This is a genomic window from Coriobacteriia bacterium (assembly GCA_003149935.1).
Lineage (GTDB): Bacteria > Actinomycetota > Coriobacteriia > Coriobacteriales > QAMH01 > QAMH01.
This window is the reverse complement of sequence record QAMH01000006.1, coordinates 59,621-77,824: the sequence shown is the minus strand read 5'-3', so window position 1 is coordinate 77,824 and position 18,204 is coordinate 59,621. Positions and strand designations below refer to the sequence as shown.

Genomic DNA, 18,204 nt, shown 5'->3' with positions numbered 1-18,204 from the left:
CCGATGCGCATTTAGTACCAAGGGCTATAGGTGTCTGGCATTGTTCGTAGTACATCCAAGGTGAGGAGAGCGTCTATCATATGGGTGTGCTAGTTCGAAAAGCAAGCGAGCGGGGGGACGCATGGCTACTTCAGAACACGAGCAGCAAGACTCAAGCACCGTCAGGATTATCCTTATCAGCATTGGCTTTAGCTTGATGTTGGCATGGCATTACCTCATCCTGTTTTCTCCAGTATTCGGAGACATCGGAGCTTTGGGAGAGGTCGACGGGGATTATCTGTTTGCCCGGCAGCTCACACTCTACATCATGATTGCATTGGCCTTTGGCGCTTTGCTGCTGCATGGCAGATGGCGCATGGCGCATTCAAAGCCCGACAGCCGTCGGACGGCATACATCTATATCATCGGCATATTCTCGCTTGCCGTCGGGACCCTCTATGTTCTGGGGCCGCACCTGGAGCTTCCGTTTCCCATGCGATTGGCCCTCATCGGCATACTAGGAATACTGCAGGCCATCATGATGGTCCTCTGGATGCGATGCCTGATGAAGCAGCATGATGGGCACGTGCTTTCCTCGTTTGGCATCTACATGATTTCCGGAGGGACGATTGCCGTAATCGTTTGCTACTTTCAGTGGCCCATATCGCTTATCGCGGCAGTCATCCTCCCCTTTGTCTCCTCCCTCATCCTCGCGTACATCAAGACGATGAACATGCGCAGCCAAGAGAAGGGCGAGCATGAGAAGGACGGCAATGATGAGGGTGACCTCGGAGATGCCAGTCATGAGGAAAGTGGCAAGGCTGTCGGTCAGGAAGACAAGATCACGAAGGCGAGGAACATCCGCCTCATTTTCTTCTCGGGCGTCTTCGCCTTTGCCTTTGGATTGCTCCAGGGATCGTTCATCATCGTGAACATCCCCATCCTCATCGTCACGAACGCCGCCGTGCTTCTTGGCCTCGTCTGCGCGGGCCTCATCATTCACCTGCTTCCCAAAAGCACCAGTGCGATTCTTGCCGTCGACCTCATGCATCGCTATTCCGTCATCCTCTTCATTACGGGTACCGCCGTGATCATGTGGTACAACATGGGCCGCTTCCCCATGGTCGTGTCGCAAATCGCCCTGCTTGCAGGCTTCAACCTCTTCGATTTTGGCCTTTTCGTCTTTGGCGTCGAAGGAAACTGGAACGTGAAGAACCAAGCTCCCGGTTGTGACCTCGCGCGCCCCGTCGTGTACCTCTCCATGTCGTTGGGCCTGCTCATCGGGTACCTTATTCTCAAGCTCACGCCGTATCCCCTGATGTTCCAGTCCTTGCTCGTCATCTGCGGAGTCTGCATCATCATGATTGTCGCCACCACGCTCTTTCCCCTGCTCAGACACAGCGGCAATAAGACCTCGAACACGGAGGAAGACGGCGAGGGAGCGCGTCTGGAGGGATCTGCGACCAGTCCTGCGGTGATGAGCCTCTCCGCATTTCCCACATCGACGAGCACTCTGGAGGAACTCGAATCCCGTCCGGTATCACCTTGGAAGAACGCCTGCCGCGAGATTTCGGAACAATACAGGCTCTCTCCACGAGAGACCGAGATCTTCTTCCTCATCGCACGCGGTCGAAATGCGGATTACATACAGAAGGAGCTCGTCATCTCGCCGCACACCGCCAAGACCCATATCGCAAACATCTACCACAAGCTCGACGTCCACTCCGCCCAGGAGCTGCTCGACCTTGTCGAGGAATGCAAGCTCGCGCGACGCGCTTAGGCACTGGGCCTTCTTGACCGTGGTGTCTAGTACTACGGGTGGTAAGGTGCCTTCTCTTTTTCATGACTATTTACCCCGTGCGGCTATAAGGCCTGGGCGTGCATCCGTTCATAATCGAGACCGCACGATTCGATTCGATTCCACAAGAAGCAGCCGGCTGGACATGAGGAGATTCCCGTCGCGCGCGTGGAGGGAGGAAAGCACGCATGGAAGAAATGACAGCATCCCAGATCAAGGGACGCAGGGCTCTCTATCTGACGTTATCGACGATAACGCTTCTGTTCCTGGGACTCATCTACGCCTTTTCGATGTTTGCGGCGCCAATGTGCCAGGCGTTTGGTCTAGAACGAGCGCAGATAGGCCTGACGTTCAACATCATGATGATATTGTTCTGCATCGGAGCGGTTGTCGGCTCCCAGATCGAGAAAGCCCTTGGCGTCAAGGTGACGATCATAATCGGCGCCGTGCTCTTTGCCGCCGGATTCATCGGGACCGCATTGCTCGCACAGGGCAATATAACGATTGTCTACATCTTTTACGGCATCCTTGCCGGTACGGGCGTGGGCATCGGTTACAACTCCATCATCGCGACGACGAACGTCTGGTTTCCGGATAAGGTCGGCTTCTCGTCCGGCGTGCTCATGATGGGCTTTGGCCTTGGCTCGCTGATCTTGGGAACGCTTTCCGTGAACCTGTACAAGTCCGGCATCGACCTGACGACGGTATTTCTGGGAATCGGCATAGCCGGCGGTGTCGTGGCCATCATCGCGGGCATCCTCCTACGCAGGCCGCCCGCGAACATCGTCGAGCTCATGGCTCCCGAGAAAGCCGGCGAAGGTGGCTACGACCCCGCCGAAGACGACAAGGCTCTCAAGACGCCCCTGTTCTACGTCTACTGGATCTGGGCGATCATCGTCATCGCCATTGGCCTGGCAACCATTGGCAATTGCGCTTCCGATGCCCAGCTTGTCGGTTGGGACGAGGGATTCGCGACCCTGCTCGTCGGTTTGGTCTCCACGTGCAATGGTCTTGCCCGCGTGGTTATCGGCCTGCTCTTCGACAAGACCAACGTGAAGATCACGATGCTCGTCGATGCCTTGGTCGCCGTCATCGCATCGGGCAGCATCGTCTGCGCCTTCGTCTTCCACGTTCCCGTGCTGTACGTCGTCGGTGCGTTCTGCTGCGGCTTTTGCTATGGCGGCGTACCCGTTGTCGCGTCGGCATTCGCGCGTCAGCGCTTCGGAGCCAAGAACTATCCGCTCAATCTCTCGTTGGCGAATTTCGCCATCGTCTTCGGTTCGATTCTGAACCTGATCATCCAGGCAGCTCTGGGCGGCGATGCTCGACTCGAGACCTTCATCGTGCTCGTCGTGCTCTCGCTTCTCGCAACGCTGGACGTGCTGCCCTTCTCGAAACTCTTCAACAAGAGCCAGAAGGAGCTCGAAGAGCGGCGCGCAAACGCGTCGGCTCAGGAAGGCTAATCACTGTGCGAGGCGGTTGTCCATGGCAGCCGCCTCGTACTCTACCCGAGGGCGAATTGATGACATTAGGCGTGGCCCCCTATCTCATGTCATCGCGGTAGGCGGATGGTGAAGGTGGTCAGCCCGCCTTCGCTTTCTGCCCTGATCTCTCCCCCATGGGCCTCGACGATTTCCTTGGCAATGGCAAGACCCAGGCCGGCGCCACCCGTCGCCTGCCCACGAGCCGTATCGCCTCGGTAGAAGCGGTCGAATACATGCTCGAGGTGCTCGGGGGATATCTCCTTGCCCTGATTGCTCACGGACAGGATGATGGCATCGCCATTCTGTCCGTCTTGCATTGCCCGTATGGTGACCGCGCTATTGGCACTTGCGTGCACCATCGCGTTCTTCAAGACGTTTTCGAGCACGCGTCCCATGCGCGAAGAGTCCCAGAAGGCGGTCAATCCCACCGAAGCATCGACCTCGATGGCGAGATTGCGGGACTGCGCCTGTGGGTAGAACTCCTCGGCAATCTGCTGACACAGCAAGCCGACGTCAAGGTTCTCGCGCTCGATGGGGATGTTCTGCATGTTATAGCGCGTTATCTCGAAAAGCTCCTCGACAAGGGACTCGAGACGGTCGGCCTTGAGCAGCGCCCGGCTGGCAAACTCCCGTTGACGCTCGGCATCCATACCCTCGGTCTCGCTGATGAGCTCGAGATACCCACGTACCGAGGTGAGTGGCGTGCGTATGTCATGGGCCAGGTAGGTGACGAGCTCGTTCTTGCGCTCCTCGGTAACGCGGGCCGCCATCTCGTTCTGGACGATGCGCATCTGCAAAAACTCGATCTCCGACTGCGTGGGCTTAAGGTTCTTGGGCAGCTCGACGGGCTCGCCCTTTGTCAGACCTGGCGATGAGACGGCATTGGATATCTCGTCAACGGCGCGAACGGGCTTGCGCATGAACAGGACGGTTATGACGAGCAGCCCTATCATGTAGAGAGCAATTGCCACCAGGGGCTTGAGCAGCTTCAAATCGTTATACGTGCTCAGATCGCGATACGCGACAATGGGAGTCTTGTCATCGGGAAGCCCCTGCTCCTGGAGGATCTTCTGCTTCTCGCTTTGCGTCAGGGTACTTGTATTGTCCTCGAGGCTCAGCCCCTGATCTGTTGACGCCTCGTTTGTCAGGGCGGAGCTGACTCCCGCCGATGCGCCAGCGCCAAGCGTGTCCCGATAGTTGCTATAAGGTCCAAGTTCGATAACCTGCAGGTTCGAGCTATTAAGCTGACCGCTCAACATCAAGTCGTTGAACTCGTAAACCGACACGTAATGCCATTCGGAAGTCGAATCGGCGATGTAGTTGCCAAGGGCTCGGGAAATCCCGCTGCCCAACGTCACGAGCATGACCGCGTAGATGACCGTGAACACGACGAGCGCAAGCACGTAGCGAATGACCAGACGCGTCCACATGGAGCGCGCCTGCTCGGTCTTGAGCCTAGCCATCACGCGACTCCCGACGCTCGACCTCGAGCTTATAACCCACGCCAAACACGGTCTTGATGAACTCCCGTGACGAATCGATCTGGGACAGCTTCTTGCGTATGCGCCGGATATGAACCATCACGGTATTGCTGTCGAACGAATTGTAGGATTCGTCCCAGATTTCCTCGAATATGTCCTTGATGGCAACGGGACTGCCCGCATGGCGCGCAAGCAACGACAATACCCCGAATTCCTTGGGGGTGAGCTTGAGCTCCTCGTCATGCAAGGTCGCGACGTGGCGTTTCACGTCGATGAGCAGGCCATCATGGTCAAAGATACCAAGAGCCCCGGCACTGACTGGATCCTGCGTCGTCTGCCTGCGGCGTATGCGCGCGCGAACACGTGCCACGAGCTCACGAGGCTTGAAGGGCTTGACGATGTAGTCGTCAGCGCCAAGCGAGAAACCGAGCACCGTATCGGACTCCTCGTTGCGCGCCGTGAGAAAGACCACGGGTACGTCCGAGTCCTCGCGGATACGCTGGCAGGTCTCGAAGCCATTCATGCCCGGCATCATGACATCGAGGAGGACAAGGTCGAAACCTCCGTCGGACAACGCGGCAAGGGCCTCTTGCCCCGAAAGGCATTCATGCGTGGCAAAGCCTTCGGCCTGCAGCACCTCTCGGAGCAAGCCGGTGATTGCCTCGTCATCATCCACGATCAGTATCTTGGCTTGCGTGTTCATGGCGACAATTCTACTTGCAATCGTGTCGCATCGCGTCCGCATTTCCCATCCTTACTGCATCGTAAGAAATTCTTAAGGCTTTGCTATGGGCATCGACATGGGGGATTTTCGCATGATGGCAATGTCGAAACACGACCATTGGGAGGCGATTATCGTGAACGAAGACCTGATGAAATACAGCCGCTACTCCTCCTCGTACACCAGCCGCTCGGCCAACCCCGCCATGAACTCGATACGCGTGGGACGGGCAAGCCGGCGCAGGAGTAGCTCGGGCATCCAGGTACGCAGAATACCCGCTCGCTCGAAGCGCCGCGGCATCTCCCATCGCAGGGGCAAATTCATCGTCGTCGGCATGCTCGTGCTCGGCTTTCTCTGCGCGTCATATTTCGCGAGTGCCTCGATGGAGTCCATGATTCCATCACTTGGTGGCAAGAGCGGTGCCGGTGCAACGGCAATCGCCAGCACCCCGAAGTCCGAATGGAAGCGCGGCAGCACACCTGCCCTCTACCAGACCGATGCCCAATGGGCTGGCACGCACTATGCACGCGATACGCTTGCCAAGAGCGGTTGTGGCCCCACCTGTTTGTCGATGGTCTACGTCAACTTGACCGGACGCACGGAAATGGATCCGCCCAAGATGTGCGCGTATGCCGAAAACGGTGGATACGTCGATGCTGGCGCGACAAGTTGGGAGTTCATGACAAAGGGTGCGCGGGGCCTGGGATTGAACGCCGAGGAACTCCCCGCCGATAAGAGCATGATCAAGGGACGTGTCGGAGCCGGTCATCCCGTCATCGCGATCATGGGTCCCGGGGATTTCACGACAAGCGGGCACTTCATCGTGATTTGCGGAATTGACGAGAGCGGGCGAGCCATCATCCGCGACCCCAACAGCGAGGAAAACACCAAGAAGGCGTGGGACCTCGACAGGATCATCGCGCAGGCACGCAACTTCTGGGCCTACTCGGTGTAAAGAGCGCGACTGGAGATTTCTCGACTCCGCTGCCTTTGGCAGCTCCGCTCGAAATGACAGATGAGGGCTTGTCATCTCGAGCGAAGCGACCCCCTTTGTCATCTCGAGCGAAGCGAAGCGGAGTCGAGAGATCTCTCCATTGCGCGGCCTTGCGGCCGCTCCAGTCGAGATGACAAGAGGGGACACACGGCCTTCCCTCCATCCCAGACACCGTCGAACCCACGAAGACGGATGCCCGGCAGAGGGACGATGCATGACCAGAGCGAATGGGTTTCTGAGCTCTGGTATGCGTCGCCCCCTGCAAAACCCAAAAAACTACCCGATGATCTTCGTGGATTCGACGGTGCGCACATACCACTTCATGAACTTCTCGAAGGGTTTGCGCAACGCAAAGCCAATAAGCGCCGCCGGGATGAGGAAGAGCGCGAGCTCGCCAAGTTGAATCCAAAAGTCCCCGTTGTAGATACCGAACATCGCCGCGCGCATGGCATCGACCGTATGCGTTGCCGGCAAGAAAGGACTCACGTTTTGCACGAAATCGGGCAGAATCTGCAACGGGTACGACCCCCCACAGCCGGTTATCTGCATGATGAGCAGGCAAATCGTGAGCGCCTTTCCGAGGTTTGCAAACGCAAGCACGAGGGCGTATATCAGGAACGTGAAGACGAGTCCCGAGAACCATAGGTCAAGCATCATGAGCCAGGGGTGCACGACCTGCACCTGCAGAAAGAAGATGTTGCCGATGCCGATGAGCGTCGTCTGCGCAAGCGATATGCACGCAAGCGAGCAAAAGCGCCCAATCAGCATCTCGCGCGGCTTGGGATTGCGGAGCTTCGCCTGGGCGCGATTCGAAACGCCCGGCTTGACCACGACCAGGATGAGCAGCGAGCCAATGAAGATGGCGAGCGTCGTATAGAACGGTGCCATGGCCGAGCCGAAGTTCTCGGACGGAAATACGGCGATGCGATCGATACCCACGGGCGCAGACAGCGCTTGCGCCATGCTCTCCGCGTTTGCGCCGAGTATGGCCTGCAGCGCCGCCGGATCGCCCATCACGAGTGCCTCGGAGATACTCGTCGCGAGCTCGTGCAGCGAGTCAGCCGAGGAGCGCAGATCGCCCTCCACCGAGGATATCTGGGAGACGGCATCACCGAGGATGCCCTGGGCCGAATCCGATGCCGCCGCGATACCGCTCTCGGCAGCCACCATGCCATCGAGAGCCTGGGATGTATCGGCTCCCAGTCCGCGTACGTCCGAAACAAGCCGGTCAAGATCGGGCTTGAGTGTCGCATCGTAATCATCACGCACGGCCTGGATCTTTGCCTGCGCATCGGCAATCATCTGGTCGATGCGCTGCTGAACCGTCGGATCGACGAACTGTGCGAGCTCGGAGCTCGCAAACTGCTGGCGCAGGGCATCGAAACTCGCCTGTGCATCGGAGAGGGCCGTATCCATCTTGCCCTTGGCATCCTCGACCCTGTCCGCCACCGATGACAGTTCGGCCACGCTATCGCTTGCCGTTCCCATCATGCTGCGAACCTCGTCTTCGGCCTGACGTATGAGCTCGGCTCCCGAATCGAGCAGCCTTTGCGCCGATTGCAGCGTGCCGGCATACATCCCCACGACATCGGCCACGCGATTGATGTCTCCCGACATCGAGTCGACATGCTCTGCCAGAGCGGCGACCTGCCCATGCAGGTCCATGTCGTCGGCGTAGCGCGAGATGGACTCCGCCACCGAGAGCATGACCTCGGAGATGGACTGCGCAAAGACCGTGTTCACCTTCTCCGAAACCGTGTCCGCGCCGGTCGCGGTGATCTTGGGCGAAATGGCGTTCTTCTTCTCGTTGGAGTAGTAGGTGATCTGCGCACGTTCGGAATCGTCCATGTAGAAGCGCAGCATGTCGCGACTGAAATCATCGGGGATGACGACGGCAGCGTAGTACTTGCCGCTTGATGCGCCATCGACGGCCTCCTCCTCGCTCACGATGCGCCAGCCGATCTGATCGTTGCCGCGCAGGGCCGAGACGAGCATATCGCCGACGTTGACGCGTATCGGGATGAGATCGCTTTCGTACCCCTCGTCCTCGTTGGCAACCGCCACGGTCAGGTGCCCCGTATTCTCGAAGACGTCCCAGCAGGCGATGAGGTTGTACCATGCGAAGATGGAAGGCATGACGACGAGGCCGATCGTGATGATGCAACTCACGACGTTGGCAAAGAGGTGGCGCATGTCGCTTTTGAAGAGCGTCCAGATGTTATGCATCGCGATCACCATCCGATGACGCGTCATAGCGTCCAGAATTGCAAGACGCCTGGTCAACGGGAACCGGGACCTCTACCCCGTGTACCATGTCGGCTTGCTCGGTTCCGTTGCGCGCCAGGTAGATATCGCGCAGTTGCTCGTCGCTCATCTTGTCGAGACGCATTTGACGCTCGAAGCTCGAACGCAGGCTTTCGACCACGATGAGGAAGCAGAAGATGAAGGCAATCCAGCCAAGGAAGAGCGTGAGCAACACGACCTTGCCCGTCATGCCAAGCGAGAACACGACGAGCACGATAACGGGCACGGCGATACCCGCGATGATGGCACCCTGTATGAGACGCGGGTAGATGTGTTGGAAGCGGGCGTAGCGCCGCATGAGGGCCTTGCGGTACTCATCACGATCGGCAAGCGCACGCAAAACCTGCGAGAAGCGGAAACGACGCACGGGCACCTCGACGCTCTCGCCGTTGAAGATGCCGCTTTGCTTGATCTCGCGAGCGACGAGGCGGTTGACGTTAGAGAGCCAGGGGCGCACGAGGATGCCGATGGCCATGAAGGCGACGAAGAAGGCAAGCAAGATACCGATATCACGCAGGTAGTGCAATCCGTAGAAGCCGCAGATGGACTCGCGCATCGCGCTGATGCCGTAGGTGAACGGGAACAAGGGGTATATCGCCTGGAAGAACGGCGAGGTCATCTCGATGGGATACAGACCCGTCGCGGCAGGTATCTGCGCGAAGACAAGGACGATGCAGATACCCTTGCCCAGGTGCTGCAAGGTCACCGAGAGCGCGTAGATGATGCTGAGGTACGAGAGCGAGGCAACGATCGCCGCAAAGAACAACGCCGGCAAGTTGACGATGTGCATGCCGATGAAGGGCAGGCCGGCGCAGACGATGACCGCCTGCAGCGTCACGAGAATGGCGTAGAGCAGGAAGCGCCCGAGATAACGCTGCGTGAGCGTAAGCTTGCGTATCCCACTCGAATCGACCTCCTGACGTAGGACGACCATGAGCATGAAGGCGCCAATCCAGAAGGTGAGGTTCATGAACAGCGGTGCCATGGCGGTGCCGTAGGTGTCGACCGGATAGAGCTGCACGGTCTCGAGGCGCGTCGGGGCGCTGATGAACTCGGCGACCTTCTCCGCGTCGAAACCATCCTCGCCGATGAAACTCGAGAGCGCATCCGAACCCGCAAGCATCATGGCATCGGTATGCACGCGGTCGATTTCGCCGACGAGGCCATCGAGAAGCACGCGGGTCTGATCGAGCGAGCCGGCTGCCGAGTCGAGCATGGCGACCATATCGTCGATGACGTTCTCGGCCTGCGCGATGATGAACTTCTGACCCGCAATGGATCCCGCCGCCTTCGAGGTGGCGCCTGCAAGCGCGCCGAGTTTCTCGCCGAGCACGGGGGCGATGTCATCGGCCAGTATCTGGGAGTAGAGGTCGGCCTTGGCATTCGCGTCATCGGCCGATGCGCGCAGGCGAGCAAGCAGCTCTTGAGCCTCCGGAGTCTGTACCGGAAGCTCGCCTATCACGCGCGCTGCCTCGGCGTAGGCATCGGCTGCGTCCTTCATCGCGCCCGTCACGAACGGGACGCTATTGGCTGCAAAGCTCATGTAATCGCCTTGTAGGGTCGAAGCGACATCCGATACGGAATCCATGGCATCGGAGGCGTTGTCGATGGCATCGCGCGCGGTGGAGAGCGATGACTTGGCCTCCTGCGCCCGTCCTTCGGCCTGCTGCGCCTGTTCGGCAAGGGATGCGATGGAGGATGCCGCGCCTTCGAGCTTGTCCTTGGCCTCCTGCACGCGGGCAGAAGCGAGCGACTTGGCACCATCGACGCGCTCGTCCGACTTCTCTATCGCCGCGTTGAGTGCCTCGGTTGCCTTGAGGCTCACGGTTTCGACAAAGGTTGCGTTTACCGTCGCGTCAAGCGTGTTGGCGCCGGCATCGGTAATCTTGGGCGCGATTGGGCCAATCTTCTCGTTCACGTAATAGTCGATGTCGGGCTTGTCGAAATGCCCGGTCGTGAGCGTGAGGAGCTTCTCGGAGAAATCCGCCGGGATGATGAAGGCCGCGTAGCTCTCCCCCGACTTGACCTGGTCCATGGCCTCGTTGTAACCGACGAACTGCCAGTCAAGTTGGTCGTTGCTATGCAGCTCGTCGACGATCATCTGGCCGACGTCGATATGGCCGGTAAGTTCGCTGTCGGCACCCTCATCCTCATTCACGACGCAAACGTGCAAATGCCCCGTGCTCTCGTAGGGATCCCAGAATCCAAGCACGTTGTACCAGGTATAGAGAGACGGCAGGACGAGCAGCGCGATGATGACCACCATCGCGGGAGGAACCTTCAACAGGCGCAAGATGTCGCGTTTGAGTACGCGGAATACGTTCTTCATGGCCTACGCGTCGGGCACTTCACCTCGTTTCGTCTGCATTTGTGCCGATAGCGTATGGGGAAATGATACTACAAAGAGTATTGACTCAGAAAGGGAATGCGTCAGGCAAAAAAGGTGCCAGCGCGATTGACCGCACATGGCACCTTTTGGCGCTAGCTTTCTCGGCGCGTGCGTCGCAAGGCAAAGAGCCCTGCGAAGGCAACTGCTGCAAGTGCGCTTGCCAGCAACAACCCCGCCATGCCATCATCGCCTGTCTTCGGAGCCGAACTCGACGGTATCTCATGGGAAACCGGCGTCAGCTCGACGGGTACGCGTGGATTCTCGGGCACCGTCGGCTCATCGGGAACAGCCGGTGTGTCGGGCTCATCGGGGTTGTCGGGAACGTCCGGGTTATCGGGGTTGTCCGGGTTATCGGGGACATCTGGATTATCGGGATTATCCGGATTGTCGGGGTTATCTGGGTTATCGGGTTCATCGGGCTTTGCGAAGGTGTTCACGAAGGAGACCTCGGAGGTCTGGCCATCGCGGATAACGCTTGTGGGGCCACCCTGCGTGGCGCTCGGGGCAACCGTGAAGCCGTCCTGGTTGGCATCAAGCTCGGTGACGAGATAGTAGCTGCCCGCAGGCAGATACAAGATGAGTGCCGTCTGACCATGACGCAGCGGCAACACGCCGCCACTCTCGATGTATTCGACACCATCGATGTTGCTCACCGCATAGCGCCCGGTAAGGACATTTCCCGCCGCATCGAAGAGCTCGACCTTGAAATTGAAGCTGCGCTGCAGTGCCTCTACGGGAACGCCCTCGCCCGTGACCGTCTTGCGGATGAGCAGGTTTCCGAGCTGGGGGTCGGTGCGCGTGTTGAGGAACGAGGCGAGCATCTGCTGCTGCGCGCTCTTGACGACACCCTGCGCTACGCTGGCCTCGATCGTCACGCCATTCTCGTCGGTGATCGTGCAGAAGAAGCCGCCCTCGTTGGCGTCGAGCTCGGTCACCACGTAGCGGCTGCCGATGGGCAGGCCCTGGATGACCACCGCCTCGTCATGATGAAGCAGCAGCACATCGCCGCTACGCAACGAGCCGGAGCGGTCGGTGCCGTAGAAGGGATAGGATGCCGCCAGGGCATTCCCCTGCTCGTCGAGGAACTCGACCTTGAAGTGATAGGGTTTGAGATAATCCGCCTCCGCAAGTTCCTCTCCCGCGACGGCCTTGCGTATCATGAGCTCGCCATCATCGACCACGACCCTGCTTCTATCGGTCACGACGACTGTATTGATGAGGCTGAAGAGGCCCGTGATGTCCAAATCACCCAGATTGTCGGCATTGGCATCGGAATAATCGGGGTCGGTCGGATCATCGTGCGCATGGAGGTTTTGCTGGACGCGCGTACGCAAAAAGCCCTCGTCGGTGACAAAGAAGGGTTCGTAGTTCGCACCGCCGTCAGCATCGGAAAGACCGTAGTCGACGACCGCGTTCTTGCCGTAGTGGAGGTTCATCTGGCGCACGACGGGCTCACCGTTCGTCCCCTGGAGGGTATCGTCGACCCAGCCCCTCAGCGCAAAGCTGCCCGACGGCTGCGTCTGGGCAAACGCGGTGATATCGCGCAAGGTGATGTTCACCTCGCCGTTGGAGGCATATTGGATCATGGTCTGGGTCAACTTGCCGACACCCGCCATGACGCTCACGTCATCATCGGCGGTGCCCGCATCGGCATAGATGGAGTAGACGCCAACCTTGACCGGAATAACCGTGGGATTGAGCTCGTAGCCAGCAGGTGCCGAAATCTCCTTCAGGAAGTAGGTCGCCGCGTGCTCCTGGGAAAAGTCGCTGAAAGGCCAAGCCATGTCCGCGTAGCCGGGAAGCGACTCACCCGAGCCCGTGTCATGGCTTTGATGGGGCTCGAAGATCAGCATGCCGTCCTTGCCGTTGACCGTGGCGGTATAGCCACTAGCTGCATAGTCACTCCCGCCAGCCGCCGCCTTGGCCTCGCTGTTATATAGCGCGAACTGCACCCCGTTGACCGGCGTACCATTCTGGTCGATCTTCATGACGCGCAACTGGCGCTGCTCGTTGGGGATGTAGAGCACGGAGCGGAAGTTGCGTACGAACTCGCGCGCGTCAAGAGGCGTGTAACCACGCTGGTCGTAGGTGGAATCGGCCAAACCGGGATCGATGATATTCACCAGCCTCTCGATAGCCGTTGGCGTCGATCCCCCAGCCGCGGCGATGGCATCGCGGGTCACGGCACCCAAGCGCGCGTATTTCTGCTCGCCGCTCATGCTCATGACCTCAGCCTCGCTTATGCCGAGCACGCGTGCCAGCGCCTCGGGCGTGATGATGCCGTAGAACATGCGCATGTCACCATCGGGATTGACGTTGAGATAGCGATCGGCACGGCCGGGCAGGTCGCGCAGCGTGCCCTCCAGACGCTGATACTCGTCATCCCAGCTGAGATGCCAGGCCTCGCCCTTGCCCTCGGCAAAGATTGACGACTGCCTGAGCGCCGCAGCGAGTGTGAGCTGGCGAACGAGGAATCGCAGCCTTTCCGGAGTGCTCGTGTCGTACGAAGGAGGAGCCTTGGCTGTGGAAAATCCCGTGAGGTTATCGCCGATCAGGGGCAGCCATCTCAAACCGCTCGTCGCGCTGTGCTTCTCGAGCATGGGCACGGCGATCACCAAACCGCCTTGCTGAACCGAGACGGGCACCGCCTCGGAGTCGGGTATTCGCGTCACCAGGCCGCCATCCTCGCCGACTTGTCCGTAGAAGATGGAGCCCGTAATGCCATTTACATAACTGTTAAAACTTGCATATGACCCGGTCTCGTAGCGATTGTTTACCGCAAGCATCGTGTTCGTGGGATCAAAGCGCAACAGCAGGTCGCTCGGCAGCGGCTTGTATCCATCGGGGGCCTTCGCCTCGCGCAGGATGTAGAGCAGACCGGCGCCCGTCTCCTCATTGTAGCGGTCGGAGAAGTTGAAGGGCTGGACCTGGCCATCGACGGAAAGCGTCGTGCTCATGAAGCGAGCCTCGCCATTGGCATCGGTCACCACCTTGGCAAGCGGAGCGCCCATCGGCCTCACGCTCTGGAGCTTGACGTCAGCGACATTCGTCATGTCGACGCCCGGCGGTGTGGCCACCTCGTAGAGCTCGAACTCGGCGCCGGCAAGCGGCTTGCCGTTCTGGTCGACCTTCTTGATCTGCTGGTACAGGGCCGGCTGCAGGTTGAAGCGCAGCGAGAGGGACGAATCGTAGTTGCCACGCTCGAGGTAGAACATCTTCATGCTATGCGAGGTGCTCGATGCGAAGGTGTCGCCATTCCACTGCACGTTGTCGGCACGGCCCGCGCGCTCGAAGAGCTTCCTGATGGTCGTCTTGATGACCGGCTGCGTAATGTAGTTGCCGTTCTCGTCATAGATCTGGCCATTGCTGTTGAAGGCGGTGCCAAGGTTCACCTCGCCCGTGGCGAAGTTGATCGTACCGTAGATCTCGGAGTGGATGCCACCAAGGTCGAGCACGAGCACGTCGTCAATGAAGACCCACACATCGTCGTCTCCAGCGAACTCGAAGGTCATGTCCTTGCCGGCGACCTTGCCGTCAATGGGCTGGCGGAAGTCCGTCTCGACGGTCATGCCCAGGTGATGGTTGACCAGGGGGCCAGCACCCGGCGCACCGTAGTTGTTGTCGGCCCTCAAGACGTTGACGAGCTTGCCGTCGACGATCTTGAATGCCTGCGCGCCGGTATTGAAGGGGAAGAAGCCACCGATGCTCACTTCGCCGGCTTTGCCATCGGTGCGCAGGCCGGCAGGAGCATCATAGAGCACGAAGTGGCCATCGCTTCCCCCTTGCGCGTCTGCCACGAACTCTGCGAAGTTCTTGCGCATGTTGTAGTAGAAGTAGCCCTCGTTATCGATTTGAAACAGGCCGGTCACGTCCTTATAAGACATCTTGCCGGCATTCAAGACGTTGGGGTCGAATAAGTAGCGCAGGGAGAGCTGCTCGGGCGTGAGCACGTAAGTGCCGCCCTCGCCATTGTTGGTCGAAGGCTGATTCTGGCCGCCGCTCACGCTCCCCGTTCCCGGATGAAGCACGCGATAGAGAACCGCATCACTGACGTTTTGACCATCGACGGGGGTGACCGACGTCACCTTTGGATCAGGTATGCTTCCGTTCACGGGCCATTTGTACCCGGCGTTAAAGTAGATGAGCTCATATCCAGACGAGGTCTTGCGCCAAGCTGTGGAATAGAGGGCGGGGTTGCTGTCGTAGTCGCCGACCACAGCCGGATTCTCGGCATTCGGACCCAAAGTCGTATCGATCTCTGTTGCACCATCGGAAGGGTTGAGCGAGACATTGCCATCGGCGTCCATGTAGTAGGTGCCTGCATTGACGGAGGGGTTTCCGCTCTCGTCAAGCCAAGGAGACACGATGCCCTGCATGCCGGGACGCTCGAGCGCAATGTCGCCGTACCCCGAGACGATGCCCTGGTTCCAGTAGCCCAGATGGCGCATACCGTCACCAAAGGTGAGCATGTGCCCATAGTTGATGCTGTCCTCTTTGTTGAGCCACGTGTTGTAGTTTTCTGCCGGAGAGGCAGCACCTGTGGTTCCCAACGTATCGGACCCGAAGGTGTTGACATCCGGATTTGTGACGCGAACACCCGTATCGTAATCGAAGAGGTTGACGACCGTGCTCTCGGGGTTGAGACCAGGCACGACGTGGCCGGCAAGCTCGTCAGGAGATGCCTTGGGCTTGCCGTCGGCACCGTCAACGTCAGCAGGCGCGATTGTAGTCTGCTCGCTGTCTTGTGCGGCTTTCTCGGCCGCTTCCCGTGCAGCCTGCTCGGCTGCGGCTTGCTCGGCCGCGGCTTGTTCGGCTGCAGCCTGCTCGGCAGCCGCCTGCTCGGCTTCGGCTCGAGCCTGCGCCTGGGCTGCGGCCCTGGCGGCACGTTCCTGAGCAGCGCGTTGCTCGGCGGCGCGAGCGGCCGCCTCTTGACGTGCTTGCTCCTCGGCGGCTGCGCGAGCGGCTTCCTCGGCTTCGCGCTGCTGGTAGATCTGCGCTCCCACCGAGACGACAGCGGCAAGATGGCCGGGGACGGCATTGGGCTCGGCACCTTGTTGGCTAGCGGAATCGTTGGAGATGGTCGTGGCGAAGGCCGAAAGGGCGCCGCCACCGACGCTCGACAATGCCAGAACGACGGACATCGTCGTGGCTATGAAAGCCGAACAAAGCGAACGACCAACACCTCTTCTGCGTTTCGGGTTTCTATTTCGAGGTATCGGCATGTTCATTTGAATCCCCTCCCCTTCGCATACCATATGAAGGGTTGAATCGTCAGCGAGGACGCACTGCTTCGTTATTCGTTCTGGATTTTATCACTGTCCCATATATGGGTATATAAAAAACCGTGCCTTGTAACAAATGGAAGGCCTCTGAAATCGCGAAATTCTTGATAAACTGCTGTATGTCACATTGGACATCTTATCTGGTTATTGCGTCTATTTTACAGATTGACACGGAAGTTACGTCTGAAATTGCATGTTTGTCGCACCTGGCCCAAAGGGGCCCGAAGATGACGCTTGCGCCCATCACAGGTATCATCGTCAGCATGATGGCACGCGCGAAATACAAGCTTGACCTTGCTGACACCCATGCAGAAATACGTTTTGCCGCATTCGACACGGGCGTGCAAATCCGCGCCTACGGTGCGGCGGACATCTGCACTCCGGCACTCGAGCAAGTCTATGCGGATTGCAGACGCTACGAGCAGCTCTTCTCTCGCACGATTCCCAGCTCCGACATATCGCGCATCAACGCAGCACGGGGCGCCTGGGTCGAAGTCAACGTGGACACGGCCGAGCTCATCGAACGCGCACTCACGTATTGCGCGGCAAGCCATGGCGTTTTCGACATCACGATCGGTACCGCAAGCAGACTCTGGAACCTCAAGGAAGGCATCATCCCGGCCGCCGAGGCGCTTGCCGAAGCCGCGCAACATGTCGACTGGCACGGCGTGCAGGTCAATCGCTCAGAAGACGCAGCGCGCGTGCGCCTCGATGATCCGGCGGCCATGATTGACCTCGGAGGCATCGCGAAGGGATGGATTGCCGATGCGCTTGACCATATGCTTGAGCGAGCGGGGGTTCGTGCTTACGTCATCGACCTCGGTGGCAACGTGCTCGTGCGCGGCAACAAGCCCGATGGCTCGCTCTGGAAAGTGGGGCTTCCCCACCCCGCGCAGGGGCGTGCAGGATCCGCGCTCGCGGGCACGATCAGACTTGCAAGTGGGAGCGTCGTCACGAGCGGCATCTACGAGCGGGCCTGCGTACATGACGGCGTGCTCTACCATCACGTGCTCAGTCCACGTACGGGCATGCCCGTCAAGGCGGAGTATCCGGCGGTTTCCGTCGTGTGCGAGCGTTCGATCGATGCCGAGGGTTACTCGACGACGCTCCTCGCACTCGGTACAAAGCGCGGACACGAGCTCATGGCAGAGCATCCGGAGATCTTACAGGCGTACTTCATCTCCTGGAACGGAGAGATACAACCGCTGCGCTAACTGTGATGCGCAGAAACGGCATTCGCCGCGTTAGTCCTTCGTGCGCTCGAAGTGTACGATCTGCTTCTTCATCGAGATCTTGCCGACCTGCCAACCATGCGGCAGTAGCTCCTTCTTGTAATTGAGAAACGAGTGGTCAAGAGGCACGCCGGCGATATCGCCAATCTCCTCGAACGAAAGATCGAGGCTCTCCCTCGGCTGCTTGGCGACATAATCCCATAGCTTGTCGTACTTGCTCATGGTCGCTTTCCTAGGCGATACCGCGCGTCTCCTTGAGATGCGCGATGACATCCTCAACGCCGTTGTAGAGCTTCTCGTCGTCGTAAAGGTATGGAATGAGATTTGCGTCGCCGCCAAGCGCGAGCAGCTCGTTGTATGGAGCCTCCTGCTCAACATCGCGCTTGTCGAGCTCAATGCCATGCTCAGTGGCGAAATCGGTCACGATGGCACAGGTAGCGCACGGCGCCCAGTAATAGAGAATCGGCGTAGCCATGGTTCCTCCTTATCGGCAGTTTGCATGGGAACATTATACGTGAAGGGGGCTTTGACCTCGAAAAG

Annotated in this window: 11 protein-coding genes; 4 read left to right on the top strand and 7 right to left on the bottom strand. The window is 59.1% G+C overall.

Features of this window, described 5'->3' with window-relative positions; all coding sequences use genetic code 11:
• Positions 1-121 precede the first annotated feature (121 nt).
• Positions 122-1,759: a hypothetical protein gene (locus tag DBY20_02960; protein PWL78858.1), complete on the top strand. Its 1,638-nt coding sequence runs from the start codon at positions 122-124 to the stop codon at positions 1,757-1,759.
• Between the two features lie 206 nt (positions 1,760-1,965).
• Positions 1,966-3,240, top strand: coding sequence for a hypothetical protein (locus DBY20_02955; GenBank protein PWL78857.1), 1,275 nt, complete (start codon positions 1,966-1,968; stop codon positions 3,238-3,240).
• Between the two features lie 89 nt (positions 3,241-3,329).
• On the opposite strand, the gene DBY20_02950 is transcribed toward DBY20_02955, so the two are convergent.
• Together DBY20_02950 and DBY20_02945 are read right to left on the bottom strand one after the other, a co-directional pair.
• Positions 3,330-4,724: a hypothetical protein gene (locus tag DBY20_02950; GenBank protein PWL78856.1), complete on the bottom strand. Its 1,395-nt coding sequence runs from the start codon at positions 4,722-4,724 to the stop codon at positions 3,330-3,332.
• Entirely contained in the window at positions 4,717-5,445 is a 729-nt protein-coding gene (locus DBY20_02945; GenBank protein PWL79402.1) for a DNA-binding response regulator, read from the bottom strand. Before DBY20_02945 ends, DBY20_02950 begins: the two co-directional genes overlap by 8 nt.
• 409 nt (positions 5,446-5,854) lie before the next feature.
• On the opposite strand from DBY20_02945, the gene DBY20_02940 reads away from it, so the two are divergent.
• On the top strand, positions 5,855-6,418 hold the full coding sequence (locus tag DBY20_02940; protein PWL79401.1) for a hypothetical protein: 564 nt from the start codon (positions 5,855-5,857) through the stop codon (positions 6,416-6,418).
• 315 nt (positions 6,419-6,733) lie between these two features.
• Here DBY20_02940 and DBY20_02935 read toward each other — a convergent pair whose 3' ends face one another.
• The 3 genes from DBY20_02935 to DBY20_02925 all read right to left on the bottom strand — a co-directional run bounded on the left by DBY20_02935 (position 6,734) and on the right by DBY20_02925 (position 16,291).
• Positions 6,734-8,683: a YhgE/Pip domain-containing protein gene (locus DBY20_02935; protein PWL79400.1), complete on the bottom strand. Its 1,950-nt coding sequence runs from the start codon at positions 8,681-8,683 to the stop codon at positions 6,734-6,736.
• Positions 8,676-11,090, bottom strand: coding sequence for a YhgE/Pip domain-containing protein (locus tag DBY20_02930; GenBank protein ID PWL78855.1), 2,415 nt, complete (start codon positions 11,088-11,090; stop codon positions 8,676-8,678). The genes DBY20_02935 and DBY20_02930 overlap by 8 nt, the downstream gene beginning before the upstream one ends.
• A gap of 152 nt (positions 11,091-11,242) precedes the next feature.
• A complete protein-coding gene (locus DBY20_02925) occupies positions 11,243-16,291 on the bottom strand; it encodes a hypothetical protein (GenBank protein ID PWL78854.1) in 5,049 nt (1,682 codons plus the stop codon).
• Between the two features lie 260 nt (positions 16,292-16,551).
• On the opposite strand from DBY20_02925, the gene DBY20_02920 reads away from it, so the two are divergent.
• A complete protein-coding gene (locus DBY20_02920; GenBank protein ID PWL78853.1) occupies positions 16,552-17,646 on the top strand; it encodes an FAD:protein FMN transferase in 1,095 nt (364 codons plus the stop codon).
• A 30-nt stretch (positions 17,647-17,676) separates the two neighbouring features.
• Here DBY20_02920 and DBY20_02915 read toward each other — a convergent pair whose 3' ends face one another.
• Together DBY20_02915 and DBY20_02910 are read right to left on the bottom strand one after the other, a co-directional pair.
• A complete protein-coding gene (locus tag DBY20_02915; protein PWL78852.1) occupies positions 17,677-17,886 on the bottom strand; it encodes a hypothetical protein in 210 nt (69 codons plus the stop codon).
• A gap of 10 nt (positions 17,887-17,896) precedes the next feature.
• Entirely contained in the window at positions 17,897-18,139 is a 243-nt protein-coding gene (locus DBY20_02910) for a hypothetical protein (GenBank protein PWL78851.1), read from the bottom strand.
• Between the last annotated feature and the right edge of the window lie 65 nt (positions 18,140-18,204).